This is a genomic window from Streptomyces sp. NPDC041713 (assembly GCF_055591085.1).
Window position 1 is genome coordinate 288,866 of record NZ_JBVIZY010000008.1, and the last position, 18,476, is coordinate 307,341.

Here is an 18,476-nt window from a genome sequence, read left to right on the forward strand (position 1 = left end):
CCCCGGCCAAGGAGAGTTCGCACAACAGAACCGGTTTGAGGTGTGGGTATTGCCACATACTGGCCAGGTGGCACGACGGCTAAGGTCTGTGCAATGTCTACAAACAGGCACCCCGTGACGGGCGCGTCCACCGCGCCGAGCAGCGCGTCCCCCGGCTCCCCGGCGGGCACGCCGTTCGGCTGGCTCGACGAACAGGCGCGGCTGCGCGCCGGCGCCGGACTCGTCCGCACCCTGCGCCCGCGCCCCGCGGACGCGGACGGCCTCCTCGACCTCGCGGGCAACGACTACCTCGGTCTGACCCGGCACCCGGAGATCACCGAGGGCGCGGCGGCCGCGGCCCGGCGCTGGGGCGGTGGCGCCACCGGCTCCCGGCTCGTCACGGGTACCACGGAACTCCACGCCGAACTGGAGCGCGAGCTCGCCGACTTCTGCGGGTTCGAGGCGGCGCTCGTCTTCTCCTCGGGCTACGCGGCGAACCTGGCGGCCGTCACCGCGCTCGCCCCGCACGGCGCGCTGATCGTCTCCGACGCGGGCAACCACGCGTCGCTGATCGACGGCTGCCGGCTCGCCCGCGGGACGACGCAGGTGGTGCCGCACGCGGACCCCGAAGCGGTGCGCAAGACGCTGGACGGCCACGAAGGACCGGCCGTCGTGGTGTCCGACTCGGTCTTCTCGGTGGACGGCGACATGGCGCCGCTCGCCGAACTCGCCGCGGTCTGCCGGGAGGCCGGCGCCGGACTGATCGTCGACGACGCCCACGGCCTCGGTGTGCTGGGCGACGGCGGCCGTGGCGCCCCGTACGCGACGGGGCTCGCGGGCGCGGACGACACCGTCGTCACCGTCACCCTCTCCAAGTCCTTCGGCAGCCAGGGCGGCGCCGTACTCGGCCCGGCCCGGGTCATCGAGCACCTGGTGAACGCGGCCCGTACGTTCATCTTCGACACCGGTCTCGCGCCCGCCGCGGCCGGCGCCGCACTGGCGGCCCTGCGCCTGCTGCGCCGCGAACCCGGACGCGCCGCCCGTGCCCGCGAGGTCGCGGCCGAGCTGCACCGGCGCCTGACGGCCGAGGGGCTCTCGGCGATGCGCCCCGACGCCGCCGTCGTCTCGGTGCGCGCGCCGTCACCGGAACAGGCAGTGCGCTGGGCGGCAGACTGCCGGGCCGACGGGCTCGCGGTGGGCTGCTTCCGGCCGCCGTCGGTGCCCGACGGCATCTCACGACTGCGGCTGACCGCCCGGGCCGACCTCACCGACGCGATGATCGCCGATGCGGTCCGGGTGATCAGCCGCAGAGCACCCCGGTGAAACGTGCCCAGTCCGCGGGAGGCCGGGCCGGCTCACCGGAGGCTGTGGAGGAACGTCTCCCAGGGGCCGGGGGAGAAGAGCAGGGCGGGCCCTGCGACGTCCTTCGAGTCACGCACGGCGCACAGGCCGGTCGGCGGACTCGTGTCGAGGGTGGCCGTCTCGACACAGTTGTTCATTCCGTTGCTGTAGCTGCTGCGCTGCCACCGCGCACCTGGAAGCGTCGTGCTGGAAGGTACGTACCGAGGCATTGCGGTCATGGTGCCTCCTTACGCGCCGTTACCTAGTCCGGCGATGAAGTCCGTTGATTCCTCGGGTGAAAGCGCCTGTGCCTGAAGGGAGTTGAAGGCCTCCGTGTACGCCTGGAGGTCTTCTTTCCGTTCGAGGTAGAGGCTACTCGTCAAGTGGTCGAGAACAACCACATCCAGATCAGCAATGGCCGGAAATGAAAAGATAACGAAAGAACCGATCAGACCCGCATGCTCGCCGGCGGCGAACGGCAGCACCTGGATGCGGACATGGGACAACTGCGACGCCTCCCGCAACCGCGCCAACTGCCCTGCCAGGACCGGCCCTCCGCCCACCGGCCGGTGCAGCACGGCCTCGTCCATGACCACGCTCAGCCGCAGCGGCGGGTCCGCGCGGAGCACGTCCTGCCGGGCGAGGCGCACCTCCACCAGCGCGTCGACCTGCTTCTCCGGCAGCCCGCAGAGCGCCGCCCGGGTCACCGCGCGTGCGTAGTCCGGGGTCTGCAGCAAGCCGGGGACCACGCTGGTCTCCAGGGTGCGGACGCCGCTCGCCTGTGACTCCAGACTGATGAAATCGCGGTAGGTGGCGGGCAGCAGATCGCGGTAGGCACGCCACCAGTGTCGACGCCCCGCGCCGGTCTCGTCGGCGCCCGCGATGGCGATGAGCAGCTCGCTGCGCCGGGAGTCCTTCACCCGGTACGCGGCGAGCAGCAGCCGCACGTCGGAGGCCTTCACGCCGCTGCGGCCCGTCTCGATGCGGCTCACCTTCGACTGGTGCCAGCCCAGCCGGACCGCGGCCTCACTGCTGGTGAGTCCCGCCTCGCTGCGCAGCGCGCGCAGTTCGGCGCCGAGCTGGCGCCGGCGCACCGCGGGGCCGTACTGCATGTCCGCTCCTTCCGGACGGAGCCGCCGGGGCGCCCGGCGGCTGGACGGGGGCAGTACGGGAGATTAGAGGAAGCGCGAGTGCTGCGCCCAAATACGGTCTGCCGTAGCAGAGTTCACCGCTTCGAGCGACAGATATATGCACATCTCGGTGGATCGCCACGCGTGACCGGCCAAGGAGTGGCAGTCTGGCGCGAAGCACCAGCCCGGGACGGTCCTCGAGTCATCCGCCGCCAGTCGGAGACCGGTCCCGGTGGGAAAGGGACAGCGTCGCCATGGCCGACCATCAGGAAGCCTCCGTCACCCTGCCGAGCGATCCTGCCTCGGTCCCAGCGGCCCGGAAGTACGTGATGCGGGTGCTCGACGACTGGGGCCTGCCCGCCGACGCCGAGGTGGCGGACACGATCAGGCTCATCGTCTCCGAACTCACCACGAACGCCGTGCAGCACACCCTGGGGCAGTCGCCCACCTTCACCGTGGGCCTCGAACTCGACCGGGACGAGCACCTGCGGATCGGCGTCACCGACAGCCACCCGCGCTATCCCAAGCGGCTCCCGGCCGCCGTCCAGCAGGACAACGGCCGCGGCATGGTCATCATCCGCTGGCTCACCGCGGAGTGCGGCGGCAGGCTCTCGGTCAGCCCGACCGACGAGGGCGGCAAGACCGTGTGGATCGCGCTTCCCTGGCGGGCGCCCGTCCGGCGCAGACCCCGTGACACCGCCCACTGAGGAGCGACGCCACGGCGTCCACGGGCCGGCAGGACGGCCGTCGAGGGGCCGGTGAGGTCAGCGGACCCTGCCGTACCAGACGCTCTTGGACCAGATCTTCTCCAGGCGCACCACGGATCCGGACTTGGGGGAGTGCCAGATGCGGTTGTTCCCGGCGTAGATGCCCACGTGGTAGACGTTCCGCCCGGAGTGGAAGAACACCAGGTCGCCGCGGGAGCGCTGGGACCGGGAGAGGTGCTTGGTCTTGTTGTACTGCGCGGCGGCGGTGCGCGGCAGCTTCTTGCCCGTTCGCTTGAACGAGTAGAGCGTCAGGCCGGAGCAGTCGAACCGGTGCGGCCCCGCGGCCCCGTAGGCGTACGGGGAGCCCTTCTTCGACGCCGCGATCTGGAGCGCCTTGGCCCCGTGGGTCGCTGCCTGGGCCTCCGAGGTGAGCCCGGGGGCCACGACGGTGCCGCCTACGACGGCGAGCGTGAGGACCGATGCGGCACCGGTCCTGCTGAGCAGCGACGGAACGTGATTCAGCGCGGTCATGCGCAACCCTTCGTCAGCCGCCTGTGAAGGATGACCTGTCGGGTTCGGGCAGGCGAAGATGCCCGGCCGCGGCGTGCTCTGCGGCTTCACCCCAAGGACGTCGTCCGGACTGTCCGGACGGGCCCGTCGTGCTGGGTCCTCCACTCCTGCCGTTGCACAGATGTCGACCGGTCATCCGGGCGGCGGCAGGACTCGGCGTCCGCCCGGACCGCCCCGCCGCTGCGGCGGGGGCTTGTCGTCGGAAGGGATCTTGACCCGAAACAGGCCCGAAAACCGAGCCGAAACGGCCTTTTGTGAGGCTCCTCACGACTGACCTGTTCAGGTGGACACAGCCGAAATGGACTAGTCGACGCATCGCCTGACGATGACTCGACCAGCAACGGAACGCCATATTCCGGACCTGCTGCAGGCGTCGGGCGCAACCGCAGACCGTGTGAAGGGGGAGGTGGAAATACGCCGTCCGGGGTAGCCCGACTGGTCCGCTTCACACGGGGCCCGGACGGTTCGGCTCCGGGCGGTGGGCGATTGACGAGGGCTCAGCCGCCCGTCGGGGGCGGCAGGGTGACGCGCCCGGCGCGCCGTTCGCCGTCGAGGACGCGCAAGGCCCGGGCGAGCGTGGGCGCGTGCACCTCGCTCTCGCCCCGCCGGTGCATGAGGGCGAGCGCGTCCCGCAGGGCACTCGCCCGGCCGACCAGCGCCTGGGCGGCCCTGAGCCCACCATAAGTGTGCTCGGCGCGGGCCGGATTGATCCTGCCGAGCAGGTCGACGACTTCCAGATAGCGGTCGACCAGTTCCGCCTCGGCGCGTGTCAGGGCCGGCAGGGGTGGCAGTTCGGGAGGCAGCATCGGCGGGTCACCTCGCATCCCGTGCCGCGAGCGAGCTCTTGCGGCTCGGGATGATCCGGTCCACGAGCCCGTACTCCAGGGCTCCTTGGGCGTCGAGGATCTTGTCCCGCTCGATGTCCGCGGTGATCCGGTCGGGGCTCTGCCCGGTGTGCCGGACGAGCATCGCCTCCAACATCCCCCTGGTGCGCTGGAGTTCGTCGGCCTGGATGGCGAGGTCGGTCGCCTGGCCCTGGATCGGCTCGGAGATCTCCGGCTGGCGGATCAGGAGCCGCGCCCCGGGCAGCGCGGACCGTTTGCCGGGGGTGCCGGCGGCGAGCAGGACGGCGGCGACCGAGGCGGCCTGGCCGAGGCAGACCGTCTCCACGTCGCACGTCACGAACCGCATCGTGTCGTAGATCGCCGTCATGGCGCTGAACGAGCCGCCGGGGGAGTTGATGTACAGCGAGATGTCGCGGTCGGGCGCCTGGTGCTCGAGGTGCATGAACTGCGCCATCACGTCGTTCGCCGAGGTGGCGTCGACGGGAGTGCCCAGGAAGACGATCCGCTCCTCCAGGAGCTTGGAGTACGGGTCCATGGTCCGCGTCCCCGAACTGGTGCGCTCGGTGAACTCGGGCAGGACGTAACGGGCAGAAGGACGGTTCATGGCACGCCTCTCTTCCTCCGGTCGCGGCGCGATCGGGTTCTGTACAAAATGTACAGGACGTACGGTCCGGTGGGTGGGTGCTGGATGGACTGCGTGACGGCGGCGCGGGGACCGCTCGCGCCCGCGGCGTCGGAAGGGTGCCGCTTAAGCTGGACGCATGGCCTACGAGATTCCGGTGACGCAAGCCCGCGCAGAGTTCGCCGAGCTGATCAACCGCGTCGTGTACGGCGGCGAGCGCGTCGTCGTCACCCGGCACGGCAAGCCGCTCGTGGCGCTCGTCTCCGCCGAGGACCTGGAGCGTCTCGAAGCGCTCGCGGAGGCCGTGGAAGCCGTGGAGGAGTCGACGGTCAGCACCGTCACCTCGCTCGGGTCCGCGTCGCCCGGCTCCTCGCAGCGGCAGCGGTTCGGCATCGCGGCGGAGCGCCGGGGGCCGGACGCCACGTAAGGGCGCACATTCACAGGATGGACAAATGGGGCGCCGCTCGGCCGACGGGTATGGCGTAGACCAGTCGATGGTCATGGGTCGGTCAATGACTGGTTAACCTCGTTGAAACTCCTCCCAACTACCTTCCGTGCCACGCCACCAGCGGATTTCCTGTCCGGGGTGCGCAAGATCGCGCACCTTCGCTGTGTGTTACATCTATATCCGTCGCGGTGGCCGCGGCAGCCGGACCCCGCATGGTTCGGAGTGAGAACTGTTGAGGTGGGACGCGTGCAACTGACCCCGCACGAGCAGGAGAGACTGCTCATCCATGTGGCCGCGGACGTGGCCGAGAAGCGAAGGGCGCGGGGGCTGCGACTCAACCACCCCGAGGCCATCGCCCTCATCACCTCGCACATCCTGGAAGGCGCCCGCGACGGCCGCTCCGTCGCCGAGCTGATGTCCTCCGGGCGAGGCGTTCTCACGCGCGACGACGTCATGGAGGGCATCCCGGAGATGATCCACGACGTCCAGGTGGAGGCCACCTTCCCGGACGGCACGAAGCTCGTCACCGTCCACGAGCCGATCGTCTGACGGGAGTTCGCGCCTCATGCATGCCGCAACGCACGGCTCGGGCCAGGGAATGGTCCCCGGGGAGATCCTTTTCGCGGACGACCCCATCGCCTTCAACGAGGGCCGCGAGGTCACCCGCCTCACCGTCCTCAACGCCGCCGACCGTCCCGTACAGGTCGGCTCCCACTACCACTTCGCCGAGGCCAACCCGGGTCTGGACTTCGACCGCGGCGCCGCGCACGGAAAGCGGCTCAACGTGGCCGCGGGTACCGCCGTGCGCTTCGAGCCCGGAATCCCCGTCGACGTCGAACTCGTCCCGCTGGCCGGCAAGCGCATCGTGCCCGGCCTGCGCGGTGAGACCGGAGGAGCCCTCGATGCCTGAGCTGTCCCGCGCCGCGTACGCCGATCTGTTCGGCCCCACCACCGGCGACCGGATCCGGCTGGCCGACACCGACCTGCTGATCGAGATCGAGGAGGACCGCTCGGGCGGTCCCGGCCGCTCCGGCGACGAGTCGGTGTTCGGCGGCGGCAAGGTCATCCGCGAGTCGATGGGCCAGTCGCGCACCACCCGGGCCGAAGGCGCGCCCGACACCGTCATCACCGGCGCGGTCGTCATCGACCACTGGGGCATCGTCAAGGCCGACATCGGCATCCGTGACGGCCGCATCGCCGCTGTCGGGAAGTCCGGCAACCCGGACACGATGGACGGCGTCCACCCCGACCTCGTGATCGGGCCGGAGACCGAAGTGATCGCCGGCAACGGCAAGATACTCACCGCGGGCGGCATCGACACCCACATCCACTTCATCTCGCCGACCATCGTCGACGAGGCGCTCGCCTCCGGCGTCACCACCCTCTTCGGCGGCGGCACAGGGCCGGCCGAGGGCAGCAAGGCGACCACCATCACGCCCGGTGCCTGGCATCTGTCCCGGATGTTCGCGGCGCTGGAGTCCAGCCCCGTCAACATCGGGTTCCTCGGCAAGGGCAACACCGTCAACTCCGAGTCGATGCACGCCCAGTTGCGGGCCGGCGCCGTCAGTTTCAAGATCCATGAGGACTGGGGCGCCACGCCCGCCACCATCGACGCCTGCCTGACCGTGTGCGAGGAGACCGGCGCCCAACTGGCCGTGCACACCGACACGTTGAACGAGGCGGGCTTCATCGACGCGACGTTCGACGCGGTCGCGGGGCGCACCCTGCACGCCTTCCACGTGGAGGGCGCGGGCGGCGGTCACGCCCCCGACATGATCACGGCGGTCTCGCTCCCCAACATGCTGCCGAGCTCCACCAATCCGACCCGGCCGCACACCGTCAACACCGTCGAGGAACACCTCGACATGCTGATGGTCTGCCACCACCTCAACCCGGCCGTTCCCGAGGACCTCGCCTTCGCGGAGTCCCGCATCCGCCCCTCCACCATCGGGGCGGAGGACATCCTGCACGACCTCGGTGCCATCTCGATCATGTCCTCGGACTCCCAGGCCATGGGCCGCATCGGCGAAGTCGTCATGCGTACCTGGCAGACCGCCCACGTCATGAAGCGGCGCCGGGGATTCCTGCCGGGGGACACCCGCGCCGACAACCGCCGCGCGCGTCGCTATGTCGCCAAATACACGATCAACGCCGCCGTCGCCCAGGGCATCGACCACGAGCTCGGCTCGGTCGAACCCGGCAAGCTCGCCGACCTGGTGCTGTGGGAACCGGCCTTCTTCGGCGTCAAGCCGCAGGTGGTCCTCAAGGGCGGCCAGATCGCGTACGCGCAGATGGGCGACGCCAACGCCTCCATCCCGACCCCGCAGCCGGTCCTGCCGCGCCGCATGTACGGGGCGCACGGGAAGGCGCCGAGTCTCAACTCGATCAACTTCGTGACGCAGTCGGCGCTCGACGACGGCCTGCCGGAACGCCTCGGCCTGGACAAGCCGTTCGCCGCCATCCGCTCCACCCGGGGCCGCAGCAAGGCCGACATGCGCGAGAACGACGCGCTGCCCCGGGTCGAGGTCGCGCCGGACAGCTTCGCCGTCACCATCGACGGCGAACTCGTCGAACCGTCACCGGCCGTCGAACTGCCGCTCGCCCAGCGGTACTTCCTCTTCTGACGGCCCCGAAGCGTTCAGGCGACGATTCCCATGTCACGAGCAGCATTCCTCGTCCTGGCCGACGGCCGCTTCCCCGCCGGCGGGCACGCCCACTCCGGCGGGGCCGAGGCGGCCGTCAAGGCGGGCCGGATCACCGGTGCCGCGAGCCTGGAGGCGTTCTGCCGGGGACGGCTGCACACCTCCGGTCTGGTGGCGGCGGCCCTGGCGGCGGCCGCCGCCCTCGGCATCGACCCGGTCACCCTGGACGAGGCCGCGGACGCCCGCACCCCCTCGCCCGCCCTGCGCACGGCCGCGCGTCGACTCGGCCGCCAGATGATGCGGGCCGCCCGCGCCACCTGGCCGCACCTCGAACTCGACGCGCTGGCACGGCAGTTCCCCAAGGGGGCCCACCAGCCCGTCGTCCTCGGCCTCGCCGCACGCGCGGCGGGGCTCGGGCCCGACGACGCCGCGTACTGCTCGGCGTACGAGGGGATCAGCGGGCCCGCGACGGCCACCGTGCGGCTGCTCAGCCTCGACCCGTTCGACGCCACGGCGGTCCTGGCCCGGCTCGCCCCGGACCTCGACGACGTGGCGCGGCGGGCGGCCGACGCGGCGAGAGACGCGGTCGACGAGGGCGTCGAGGCACTGCCCGCGGCGTCGGCGCCCCTCCTGGAGATCAGTGCGGAGGCGCACGCCGGCTGGCCGGTACGGCTCTTCGCCTCCTGACAGCACGCCACGGCACCGCGGCGAGGCCGAACCCGTGTCCGGTGCGGACCTCCCACCACCCCGACCAGCGGACCTCTCACCACCCCACACCACCGGCACTACCCACACCACCGGCACTACCCACACCACCGGCACTACCTGCACCACTCGCATCACCTGAAGGAGCTGCACCATGCACCTGGACCACTCGCACGACGGTCCCGCCGCCGTCAGCGCCGACGCCCACCGTCCCGACGGCACCCGCCGCGCGCTGCGCATCGGGCTCGGCGGCCCGGTCGGCTCCGGCAAGACCGCGACCGTCGCCGCGCTCTGCCGCGAGCTGCGCGACGAACTCTCCCTCGCCGTCGTCACGAACGACATCTACACCCGCGAGGACGCCGAGTTCCTGCTGCGCGAGGCCGTGCTGCCGCCCGAGCGCATCACCGCCGTGGAGACCGGCGCCTGCCCGCACACCGCCATCCGCGACGACATCTCCGCCAACCTGGAGGCCGTCGAGGACCTGGAGGACGAGGTCGGCCCGCTCGACCTGATCCTCGTCGAGTCCGGCGGCGACAACCTCACGGCCACCTTCTCCAAGGGCCTCGTCGACGCGCAGATCTTCGTCATCGACGTCGCGGGCGGCGACGACATCCCGCGCAAGGGCGGCCCGGGCGTCTCCACCGCCGACCTGCTGGTGGTCAACAAGACCGACCTCGCCCCGCACGTCGGCTCCGACCTCGCCCGGATGGCCGCCGACGCGAAGGCGCAGCGCGCCGAACTCCCCGTCGCCTTCCAGTCGTTGCGGTCGGCCGAGGGCGTCGGACCGGTCGCCGCCTGGGTCCGTGCGCAGTACGCGGCGTGGACCGCGTCGGCGTGACGGTGGACCTGGGCCGGCGGACCGTCACGGGTGCGCCCCTCGGCGCCGGCGGCGCGGGCATCCGCGCCACCGCCCGCGTCGAGGCGCGCGCCGACGGCCGCGGCCGCACCTCCCTGCCCGTCCTCGACGGCGAGGGCCCGCTCGCCCTGCGCCGCACCCGCTCCACGGGACCGGCGGCGCACGTCACGCTGGTCGGCGCGATGAGCGGCCCCCTCGGCGGCGACCACCTCACCGTGGAGGCGGCCGTCCGCCCCGGCGCGGCGCTGCACGTCGGCTCGGCGGCGGCCACCATCGCCCTGCCGGGCCAGCAGGAGTCGAAGGCGCGGTACGACGTCCGGCTCACCGTCGACGACGACGCGGAACTGCGCTGGCTGCCCGAACAGTTGATCTCGGTGTGCGACAGCGACCTGCGCGTGACCACGCGCATCGATCTCGCCGCCGGGGCCCGCCTGGTGTTCCGCGAGGAACAGGCACTCGGCCGCACCGGGGAGCCCCCGGGCCGCCTCGCCAGCCGCCTCACCGTCCACCGGGCGGGCCGTCCGCTGCTCGACCAGGAGCTCTCCTGCGGCCCGGGCGCGCCGGGCGGCTGGGACGGCCCGGCGGTCCTTGCGGGCCACCGTGCCGTCGGTCAACTCCTGCTGGTACGACCCGAGTTCGAGAACTCCAAGCCGCAGCCCACGCTCCTCGGCGAGTGGGCGGCCCTCACCCCCCTCGCGGGCGCCGCCGTTCTGGTCACCGCCGTGGCCCCGGACGCCCTGCTGGTCAGGAAGGCCCTCGACGAGGCCCTGCTGCGGCTGGGCCGAGAAGCTGTCTGAGCGGTGACGGTCCTCAGGCAGGGAAGTTCAGCAGCGCCACCGGCGGGCTGGTGGGGCGGGGGGATCCTCCGGAGGGTTCCACGGTGAGGCCCATGCCGATCGCCCGGTCGACGTGGCCGTCCATCAGCACCGTCTCCGTGCGCCCGCCGGGGTCCAGGAGACCGGCCGGCCGCATCGTTCCGTCGTCGTTGAACCACAGTTGGTAGACCTTGCCCCGCGGGGGAGTGGGCAGACCGGTCGCCAGGAAGGCGGCCCGGTCGCGGCTCGCGGACACGACAACGGTCCCGCTGCCCCCTCCGGACACCTTCCCCGTACGTGTCCTGGCGTCCGGGGCGGCCAGCACCGCCGCGACGCCCTGCGCCTCACGCTGGGTCCGCCGCTCCTGTTCGCGGGCGTCCTGGGCCTGCTGGTGCTGCCAGACCGTGGTGCCGCCCAGGCCCGCCGCCACGGCCAGACAGGCCGCGAGCGCCCAGTGGGACAGACGGCGTGTCCGGGGTCGTCGGGACTCCCGGCCGGGGCCGGCCCCGGTCTGCGGGACGTCCTGCCGGACGGTGGTGATGCGCCGCAACACCTCGTCCTTCATGCCGCGGCGGGGACTGACCATGGTGGCCTGCCCCAGACGGGCGGCGGTCTCGGTGAACTCGCGCACCTCCTGCGCACAGCTGTCACACCGTGCGAGATGTTCTTCCACCGCCGCACGCTCTTCGTCGTCCAGCGCGTGCACGGCATAGGCGCCGGTGAGAAGGTGCGGGTCGTCGATGATCGTCACGTGCTGACCCCCAGGCAGTCACGAAGGCGGATGAGTCCATCTCTGAGGCGGGTCTTGACCGTTCCCAAGGGCAGCGAGAGTAGTTCCGCCACCTGTCGGTAGGTGAGGCCGCGGTAGTAGGCGAGGGTGACGGACTGGTGCTGGACCTCGGTCAGGGTGCGCAGGCACCGACGTACCTGCTCGTGTTCGAGGCGGGTCTCCACCTGCTCGCTGACCTCGTCGAAGTCCCGGGCGCGTGCCAGCATCGCGGCCTTGTGGTCGCGGGCCGCGGACGCCTCGGCGGAACGTACCCGGTCCACCGCCCGGCGGTGGGCGAGCGTGAGGATCCAGTTCCGCGCCGTTCCGACGTCCGGCCGGTAGCGGGGGGCCGTGCGCCACACCTCCAGGAGGACGTCCTGGGCCACCTCCTCGGACTGGGCGTGATCGCGCAGCACGGCGCGCACGACGCCGAGGACGGGACCGGCGACGACGTCGTAGACGTCGGAAAACGCCTTCTGGTCGCCCTGGGCGACCCGAGCGACGAGCTCTTGAAGATCGGGGCCCGGAACGGTCCGGGCCCCAATGTGCACGACTTCCTTCACGCAGCGGTCCTCCAAGGAACAGGCATACGACGCTGGCTACTCCTGTGATTCGGAGCCGACGGTGGTGGCGGATTGGTCCGGTCTCTGCGGCGCCGGGATCGCCTCGGACGGCACCGCCGGGCCGCGGCAGGCGGAATGCGGCAAGCTCTTCCGTGTGACCGACCAATCCGGACGCGAGGCCGGGACGGATTCCTGAGCATGGATGACGTTACACAGCAGCCGCTGCACGGAATCAGACGCCTGTCACTGGGCGCCCTGGCCGGCCTGATCGCCGCGTACGCCGCGATCGCGGTCGCCGAGCTGGTCTCCGCCGCCGTACGGCCCGAGGCGGGCCCCGTCATCGCGGTCGGCGGAGCCGCGATCGACCGCACACCGGCCCCGGTCAAGGACTGGGCCATCCGCCACTTCGGCACCAACGACAAGCTCATCCTGCAACTCGGCATCCTCGCCGTACTCGGGGTGCTCGCGCTGGTCCTCGGCATGCTCGCCGCACGGTGGCGGCTGATCGGTTCGATCGGCGTCCTCACCTTCGGCCTCGTGGGCGCGCTCGCGGCGGTCGGCCGCCCCGACTCCACCGGTCCTGCCGACGCCCTGCCGTCGGTTGTGGGGGCCGTGGCCGGGGCGGCCCTTTTGTACTGGCTGGCCGGGCGGCTCGACCCAGTTCGGGGACGGGCCGGGACGGCGGCGTCGGCTGCCGGCCCCGGGCTCTCGTGGGACCGCCGGCGGTTCATCCTCGCGGCCACCGCGGCGGCCGCCGCCTCGACCGGTGCCGGACTGGCGGGCCGGGCACTGAACGGCGTACAGGGAAAGGACGCGGTCGCCTCACGCAACGACGTCAGGCTGCCCGCCCCGTCCTCGCGCGCCGCCTCCGTCCCGCGCGGTGCCGCCCCGCGGATCAGCGGCCTCAGCCCGTTCATGACCCCCAACGGCGACTTCTACCGTGTCGACACCGCCCTGGTCGTACCCAAGGTCGACGCCACACGATGGGAGCTGCGCATCCACGGCAAGGGGGTGGGCCCCGAACTGACGCTCTCCTACGACGACTTGCTCGGCATGCCGCTCATCGAACGGGACATCACCCTGACCTGCGTGTCCAACGAGGTCGGCGGGCCGTACGTCGGCAACGCCCGCTGGATCGGCGTCCGTCTGGCCGACCTCCTGACCCGGTGCGGCGTGAAGCCACCCGCCAAGGGCGGGCCGGCGGATCAGCTGGTGGCGCGCTCCGTGGACGGCATGACCATCGGCACACCGGTGGAGGACGTCATGGACGGCCGGGACGCGATGCTCGCCCTCGGCATGAACGGCCGGCCGCTGCCGTTCGAGCACGGCTTCCCCGTCCGCATGGTCGTCCCCGGCCTCTACGGGTACGTATCGGCCTGCAAATGGATCCAGGACATCGAACTCACCACGTTCGACTCCTACGACTCCTACTGGGTCAAACGTGACTGGGCCCGACGCGCGCCCATCAAGACCCAGTCGCGCATCGACACCCCCAAGCCGTTCGGACGTCCCAAGGCGGGCACGGTCATGGTCGCCGGAGTGGCCTGGGCCCAGCACCGCGGCATCGACAAGGTCGAGGTCCGCGTCGACGACGGGCCGTGGCGGGAGGCCGATCTGGCCGCCGAGGACACCCGTGACACCTGGCGCCAGTGGTCGTATCCCTGGCAGGCGGAGAAAGGCGGCCACACGCTGGCCGTCCGCGCCACGGACCGTACGGGCGAGACCCAGACGGACCGGCGCACCCGCACCATCCCGGACGGCGCGTCCGGATGGCACTCGGTGGCCGTCACCGTCGAATGACCGCCCGGTCACCCGCGGGAACCACGTCCGCCCCGGCCTCGCGTCCCGCTCTTTCGGATCCCGGACCAATCCGCGTGCCGGTCGGTTCCGGATTCCCGGTGATGAGGGCAGAGAGCCCTCACGGAACCTGATCGCCGAGGGATTGCCATGCAGACTCGTATCCGCCGTGCAGCCGTCGTTGTCGCCGCCGCCGCCCTGTTGCCCCTGGGACTGACGGCGTGCTCCGACAGCGACTCCAAGGACAAGGCGTCCGACAGCGCTTCGGACACCGCGTCCAAGGGATCCGACGAGGGCAGCCCCTCCAAGGACATGGACAGCATGAACGAGCCGTTCGGCTCGGGCTGTTCGTCCGTGCCCAAGGACGGCAAGGGCAGCTTCGACGGCATGGCCAAGGACCCCGTCGCCACCGCGGCCTCCAACAACCCGGCCCTGTCCACCCTCGTGACGGCCGTGAAGAAGGCCGGCCTCGTCGACACCCTGAACAACGCGAAGGACATCACCGTCTTCGCGCCGACCAACGACGCGTTCGACAAGATCCCCAAGGCGGACCTCGACAAGGTCCTCAACGACAAGGCGCAGCTCACCAAGATCCTCACGTACCACGTGGTCGGCAAGCAGCTGGCCCCCGAGGACCTGCAGAACGGCTCCTTCCCGACGCTGGAGAAGAGCAAGCTCACCACGTCCGGGTCCGGCGAGTCCTTCAAGGTCAACGACAATGCCGAGGTCGTCTGCGGCAATGTGAAGACCGCCAACGCCAACGTCTACATCATCGACACCGTGCTCATGCCCAAGAGCTGACACGGGCGGCGACGGCCACGGACGAGCGAGGAGGAGCCGATGAGCACGGCGCGACGCGTGCGGTTCGACGGGTGGATCGCGGGGCTGGGAACCGCCGCGGGTCTGCGCCTGGTGGTGGGGTATTGGCCGCTGTCCCCGCTGGGCTCCTTCGCCGACGTGATGGTGGAGAGGGCCGACGGGCAGCGGGTGCTCCTGGCGCCGTCCGAGCGCGTGGCGCGCTTCGTCGCCGCCACCTACCGGTTCGACGAGACCGTCATGTGCGCCGTCGCCGTCGCGCCCGGACGGGACCAATGGGCCGTGACGGCCGGTCCGCTGCGCGCCACCTTCACGCCCGGACGCTCCACCCCTCTCGGCCGGCTGCTGAGGCTGGTGCCGGGCCGCCTTGCCGCACGTCCCGGCTGGGCCACGCTCTGCGACGTCCCCGCCCGTCTGCTGCTGCCCGGGGTGCGGACACGGGGGAGCGCGGGTGAGGGGCGCCGCGAGTGGTACGCGGCCCGGGACCTGCGTACCGTCACATCGGCACGGGTGGCCTGGAACGGCGAGGACCTGGGCGGCCTGAGATCCGTGGAGCCCCCGGTCCGGTTCGGTTTCGGATCCGTCCCGCGTCGGCCGTCCCTGACCCGCGTCGTCACGACGGTGGAGCTTCCGGAGGGCGAAGAGGCCACGTGGCCGTCCCGTCACGGCTGATGGTGGGTCGGGCGGCAGGACCACCCAGACGGCTGCCCCGCGCGGCCGTGGTCGCACGGGGCAGTCCGAGTGGCGCAGTCGTCCGGTGCCTTAGCCGAAGACGGCGATGTTGCGGGCGACCCAGTCGGCGAAGGAGTGCGGGGCGCGGCCGATGACGCGTTCCACGTCCGGACTGATCCGCAGTTCGGCGGAGTTCGGGGCGGCGATGATGTCCAGGGTGTCGTCGGCGAGTTCCGGCGGCACGAACCGGGTCATCCCGGCCTTGGCCTCGGCGCGGGTGAGTTCGTGGAACCGCACGGGCGAGTCGAGCGCGGCAGCGATGACGTCCGCCTGCTGACGCGGTGTGATCACCTCCGGGCCGGTCAGCTCGAAGACCTCGCCGGTGTGCCGGTCGTCCCGCAGGCAGGCGGCCGCGACCTCGGCGATGTCCACCGGGTCGACGACCGGAACCCCGACGTCGCCGAAGGGCGCGGCGACCGTCCCGTCCGCGCGGATGGATTCCGCCCAGGCGAGGGCGTTGGATGCGAAGCCGCCCGGTCGCAGGACGGCCCAGTCCAGGCCGGAGTCCCGCAGCGCGTCCTCCAACGTGCGCATCGCGACCCGCGTCGGCCCCATCGGCCTGGTCGCCACGCCCTGCGAGGACAGCAGGACGACGCGGCGGACGCCGTGGGCCACGGCCGCGTCGATGAGGTCGGCCGGTCTGGCGTGAAGGGCGTGAAGGTCGCCGGAGAGCAGGAGGAACAGTGCCTTCGCCCCGTCCAACGCCGGGATCAGACTGGTGGGTTCGGACAGGTCGGCCACCACCTGTCGGACTCCGCCCGGTACGGCCGCCGCGTTCCGCGACACCGCCGTCACCTGCTCGCCCGCCTCGGCCAGGGCCTGCGTCAGAGGCCGGCCCACGTTCCCGGTCGCCCCGGTCACCACGATCATGTTGCGCTCCTGGTTCGTCGTGCACTGCGGCGCTCGTAGTGCACTGAGGCAGCCGACGCTAGGAGTGGGGGCTTACGTTCCGTAAGGACATACCTATAGGTAAGTCCCGGACACGAAGGAAGGTGTGCAGCTGACACAGGCACAGGCACGCACGCGTATGAGGTGTCTCACACGGACGGGCGGGGACCGTGGCGGCCGCCCCCGAGAGTGACGTTTCTCCGGTGAAGTCACTGCGCCGTGAGGGTGAGGAGGCCCGGGGGTCGGGACCGGCATGCTCGGTTCCGACCACATGCTGTCCCCGTAACCCACCCCGTCACCGCGCACATTGTTGCCGCACACCTCCAGGAGCCAGACCGTGGATCACGGAAACCGACTGCGCGAGCGGATCGCCGAGCCGCACACGACTCCCCTGATCGGCGTGTACGACATGTACTCGGCGTCCGTCGCCGCCGGCCACTACGACGGCCTGTTCGTGTCCGGCTTCGGTTTCGCCGCCTCGTACTACGGACTGCCCGACATCGGGTTCATCGCCTGGCCGGACATGGTGGCGTTCGTGCAGCGGCTGCGCGGGGCCTTCCCGCGGCACCACCTGCTCGTGGACATCGACGACGGGTACGCCGATCCCGAAACGGCGTGTCACGTGGTGGAGAGCTTGGAACGGATCGGGGCTTCCGGGGTCATCCTCGAGGACCAGAAGCGGCCCCGCCGGTGCGGGCACGCGGACGGCAAGCAGATCCTGCCCCTCGACGAGTACCTGGCCAAACTGGACATGGTGCTGCAGACCCGCAAGGACATGGTCGTGGTGGCCCGCACGGACGCCACCGACCCGGAGGACATCATCGAACGCGCAGGGCACCTCGCCACCACTGACGCGGACGTGGTCCTGGTGGACGGAGTGCGCGACGTGGAGTGGATCCACCGGATCCGCGAGGTGGTCGACGGCAAGCCGCTGCTCTTCAACCAGATCGCGGGGGGCAAGTCCCCGCGTCTCTCGCTCGACGAACTCACGCGGCTCGGCGTGGACGTGGCCATCTACAGCACGCCCTGTCTCTTCGCCGCCCACGAAGCGATGGAGTCCGCCCTCACCGAACTGAAGCGTGCCGACGGCAGGCTGCCGTCCGTGGAGCCCGGGCGGGGCATCGGAGTCGCCGCCTCCACTCGCCTGCTGGAACGGAACATCGCCCGCCGCCACCACGAGCGGGCGGGCGACGTGCCGCCGGAGCGGGTCGTCACCCTCTAGCCGGCGCGGTGTGGTGCGCGCCGTGTCGGAGGCTGCCGCCCGCCCCGTCCGTCGCGGAACTCAGGGTGCGATGGGCAGCTGGCGCTTGTGCTCGGTCAGGCGATAGCGGCTGGTGATGGACTCGTAGGCCCGCTCGTCCACCGGCTTGCCCTCCAGGAAGTCGTCGATCTCGTCGTACGTCACCCCGAGGGCGGCCTCGTCGGTCTTGCCGGGATCCAGCGTCTCCAGATCCGCCGTCGGGACCTTCCCCACCAGCGCGGCCGGCGCGCCCAGCGCTTCGGCCAGTGCCCGCACCCGCCGCTTGGTCAGCCCCGTCAGCGGTACGAGGTCCGCCGCGCCGTCCCCGTACTTGGTGAAGAAGCCGGAGACCGCTTCGGCCGCCTGGTCCGTGCCCACCACGAGCCCGTCGTGCGCGCCCGCGACCGCGTACTGCGCGATCATCCGCTGCCGGGCCTTGATGTTGCCCTGTACGAAGTCCTGGTGGCGCTCGTCCCGGAAGACCACCCCACCGTTCACCACGGCCTCCAGGGCCGCGTCGCTCGCCGGCCGCACGTCCACCGTCAGGACCCGGTCGGCGCGGATGAACTCCAGGGCCAGCTGGGCATCGTGTTCGTCCGCCTGGACCCCGTACGGCAGCCGCATGGCGTAGAAGGTCGCGTCGTGCCCGGCGGCCCGGACCCGCTCCACGGCCAGCTGGCAGAGCCGGCCCGCGGTCGTCGAGTCCACGCCGCCGCTGATGCCGAGGACGAGGGCGCGCAGTCCCGTGGACGTCAGCCGTTCGGCCAGGAAGGCGACCCTGCGCTCGATCTCCGACTCCACGTCGAAACTCGCGGACACCTGGAGGTCCCGTGCGATCTCCTGCTGCAGGGTGATGGACGCCGGATCGGTCACGGCTGCTCCTCGTCGTCAGTGCTGGTGAATAAGGGGGTCTGGCCCGGCTACCCCGTGGAGGGGGGGCCGGCACCTGCGTCGCCGACTCTATGCCGCGCCTGCTCCGGCCTTGAGGGGGCGTCTCCCCGACGGTACGAC

General features: G+C 71.4%; 22 protein-coding genes and 1 riboswitch. Of the genes, 13 read left to right on the forward strand and 9 right to left on the reverse strand.

The window, feature by feature from the left end; all coding sequences use genetic code 11:
- Positions 1–93: 93 nt before the first annotated feature.
- On the forward strand, positions 94–1,302 hold the full coding sequence (locus ACZ6CV_RS25085) for an 8-amino-7-oxononanoate synthase (protein WP_469252947.1): 1,209 nt from the start codon (positions 94–96) through the stop codon (positions 1,300–1,302).
- 32 nt (positions 1,303–1,334) lie between these two features.
- On the opposite strand, the gene ACZ6CV_RS25090 is transcribed toward ACZ6CV_RS25085, so the two are convergent.
- Positions 1,335–1,559 (reverse strand): DUF397 domain-containing protein, encoded by a 225-nt coding sequence (locus ACZ6CV_RS25090; protein WP_355806829.1) that lies wholly within the window; start codon positions 1,557–1,559, stop codon positions 1,335–1,337.
- Positions 1,560–1,568: 9 nt separating this feature from the next.
- A complete protein-coding gene (locus tag ACZ6CV_RS25095) occupies positions 1,569–2,432 on the reverse strand; it encodes a helix-turn-helix domain-containing protein (RefSeq protein WP_469252948.1) in 864 nt (287 codons plus the stop codon).
- 272 nt (positions 2,433–2,704) lie between these two features.
- Between ACZ6CV_RS25095 and ACZ6CV_RS25100 the strand changes: the two genes are divergently transcribed.
- Entirely contained in the window at positions 2,705–3,157 is a 453-nt protein-coding gene (locus ACZ6CV_RS25100; RefSeq protein ID WP_469252949.1) for an ATP-binding protein, read from the forward strand.
- A gap of 57 nt (positions 3,158–3,214) precedes the next feature.
- Here ACZ6CV_RS25100 and ACZ6CV_RS25105 read toward each other — a convergent pair whose 3' ends face one another.
- From ACZ6CV_RS25105 to ACZ6CV_RS25115, 3 genes are all read right to left on the reverse strand, one after another.
- Positions 3,215–3,688, reverse strand: coding sequence for a C40 family peptidase (locus ACZ6CV_RS25105; protein WP_362373282.1), 474 nt, complete (start codon positions 3,686–3,688; stop codon positions 3,215–3,217).
- Between the two features lie 3 nt (positions 3,689–3,691).
- A riboswitch (cyclic di-AMP (ydaO/yuaA leader) is annotated at positions 3,692–3,867 on the reverse strand.
- 357 nt (positions 3,868–4,224) lie between these two features.
- Positions 4,225–4,533, reverse strand: a complete 309-nt coding sequence (locus ACZ6CV_RS25110; RefSeq protein ID WP_358708957.1) for a hypothetical protein — start codon at positions 4,531–4,533, stop codon at positions 4,225–4,227.
- 7 nt (positions 4,534–4,540) lie between these two features.
- The gene (locus ACZ6CV_RS25115) at positions 4,541–5,176 is read right to left on the reverse strand and encodes an ATP-dependent Clp protease proteolytic subunit (protein ID WP_469252950.1); all 636 of its coding nucleotides are present in this window, start codon (positions 5,174–5,176) and stop codon (positions 4,541–4,543) included.
- A gap of 157 nt (positions 5,177–5,333) precedes the next feature.
- Between ACZ6CV_RS25115 and ACZ6CV_RS25120 the strand changes: the two genes are divergently transcribed.
- The 7 genes from ACZ6CV_RS25120 to ACZ6CV_RS25150 all read left to right on the forward strand — a co-directional run bounded on the left by ACZ6CV_RS25120 (position 5,334) and on the right by ACZ6CV_RS25150 (position 10,642).
- On the forward strand, positions 5,334–5,621 hold the full coding sequence (locus ACZ6CV_RS25120) for a type II toxin-antitoxin system Phd/YefM family antitoxin (protein ID WP_469252951.1): 288 nt from the start codon (positions 5,334–5,336) through the stop codon (positions 5,619–5,621).
- 267 nt (positions 5,622–5,888) lie between these two features.
- Entirely contained in the window at positions 5,889–6,191 is a 303-nt protein-coding gene (locus tag ACZ6CV_RS25125) for an urease subunit gamma (RefSeq protein WP_355806842.1), read from the forward strand.
- Positions 6,192–6,240: 49 nt separating this feature from the next.
- A complete protein-coding gene (locus ACZ6CV_RS25130; RefSeq protein WP_355807219.1) occupies positions 6,241–6,552 on the forward strand; it encodes an urease subunit beta in 312 nt (103 codons plus the stop codon).
- On the forward strand, positions 6,545–8,266 hold the full coding sequence (locus ACZ6CV_RS25135; RefSeq protein ID WP_469252952.1) for an urease subunit alpha: 1,722 nt from the start codon (positions 6,545–6,547) through the stop codon (positions 8,264–8,266). The genes ACZ6CV_RS25130 and ACZ6CV_RS25135 overlap by 8 nt, the downstream gene beginning before the upstream one ends.
- A 30-nt stretch (positions 8,267–8,296) precedes the next feature.
- Positions 8,297–8,971 (forward strand): urease accessory protein UreF, encoded by a 675-nt coding sequence (locus tag ACZ6CV_RS25140; protein ID WP_469252953.1) that lies wholly within the window; start codon positions 8,297–8,299, stop codon positions 8,969–8,971.
- 172 nt (positions 8,972–9,143) lie between these two features.
- Positions 9,144–9,827 (forward strand): urease accessory protein UreG, encoded by a 684-nt coding sequence (gene ureG / locus ACZ6CV_RS25145; RefSeq protein ID WP_469252954.1) that lies wholly within the window; start codon positions 9,144–9,146, stop codon positions 9,825–9,827.
- An 8-nt stretch (positions 9,828–9,835) separates the two neighbouring features.
- Positions 9,836–10,642: an urease accessory protein UreD gene (locus ACZ6CV_RS25150; protein WP_469253032.1), complete on the forward strand. Its 807-nt coding sequence runs from the start codon at positions 9,836–9,838 to the stop codon at positions 10,640–10,642.
- Between the two features lie 13 nt (positions 10,643–10,655).
- Here the strand turns inward: ACZ6CV_RS25150 and ACZ6CV_RS25155 are convergent, their stop codons facing one another.
- A complete protein-coding gene (locus ACZ6CV_RS25155) occupies positions 10,656–11,411 on the reverse strand; it encodes an anti-sigma factor (RefSeq protein ID WP_469252955.1) in 756 nt (251 codons plus the stop codon).
- On the reverse strand, positions 11,408–11,992 hold the full coding sequence (locus ACZ6CV_RS25160) for a sigma-70 family RNA polymerase sigma factor (RefSeq protein ID WP_469252956.1): 585 nt from the start codon (positions 11,990–11,992) through the stop codon (positions 11,408–11,410). The genes ACZ6CV_RS25155 and ACZ6CV_RS25160 overlap by 4 nt, the downstream gene beginning before the upstream one ends.
- Positions 11,993–12,190: 198 nt before the next feature.
- Between ACZ6CV_RS25160 and ACZ6CV_RS25165 the strand changes: the two genes are divergently transcribed.
- From ACZ6CV_RS25165 to ACZ6CV_RS25175, 3 genes are all read left to right on the forward strand, one after another.
- Positions 12,191–13,792, forward strand: coding sequence for a sulfite oxidase (locus ACZ6CV_RS25165; RefSeq protein WP_469252957.1), 1,602 nt, complete (start codon positions 12,191–12,193; stop codon positions 13,790–13,792).
- 147 nt (positions 13,793–13,939) lie between these two features.
- On the forward strand, positions 13,940–14,590 hold the full coding sequence (locus tag ACZ6CV_RS25170; RefSeq protein WP_469252958.1) for a fasciclin domain-containing protein: 651 nt from the start codon (positions 13,940–13,942) through the stop codon (positions 14,588–14,590).
- Between the two features lie 39 nt (positions 14,591–14,629).
- Positions 14,630–15,277, forward strand: a complete 648-nt coding sequence (locus ACZ6CV_RS25175; RefSeq protein WP_469252959.1) for a hypothetical protein — start codon at positions 14,630–14,632, stop codon at positions 15,275–15,277.
- A gap of 90 nt (positions 15,278–15,367) precedes the next feature.
- On the opposite strand, the gene ACZ6CV_RS25180 is transcribed toward ACZ6CV_RS25175, so the two are convergent.
- Positions 15,368–16,207, reverse strand: coding sequence for an SDR family oxidoreductase (locus ACZ6CV_RS25180; protein ID WP_469252960.1), 840 nt, complete (start codon positions 16,205–16,207; stop codon positions 15,368–15,370).
- Positions 16,208–16,562: 355 nt separating this feature from the next.
- Between ACZ6CV_RS25180 and ACZ6CV_RS25185 the strand changes: the two genes are divergently transcribed.
- Positions 16,563–17,447 carry an isocitrate lyase/PEP mutase family protein gene (locus ACZ6CV_RS25185; protein ID WP_469252961.1) on the forward strand — a complete coding sequence of 295 codons (885 nt, stop codon included), beginning with the start codon at positions 16,563–16,565 and terminating at the stop codon, positions 17,445–17,447.
- Between the two features lie 60 nt (positions 17,448–17,507).
- Here the strand turns inward: ACZ6CV_RS25185 and nadE are convergent, their stop codons facing one another.
- Positions 17,508–18,338 (reverse strand): ammonia-dependent NAD(+) synthetase, encoded by an 831-nt coding sequence (nadE, locus tag ACZ6CV_RS25190; protein WP_469252962.1) that lies wholly within the window; start codon positions 18,336–18,338, stop codon positions 17,508–17,510.
- Positions 18,339–18,476: the final 138 nt, after the last annotated feature.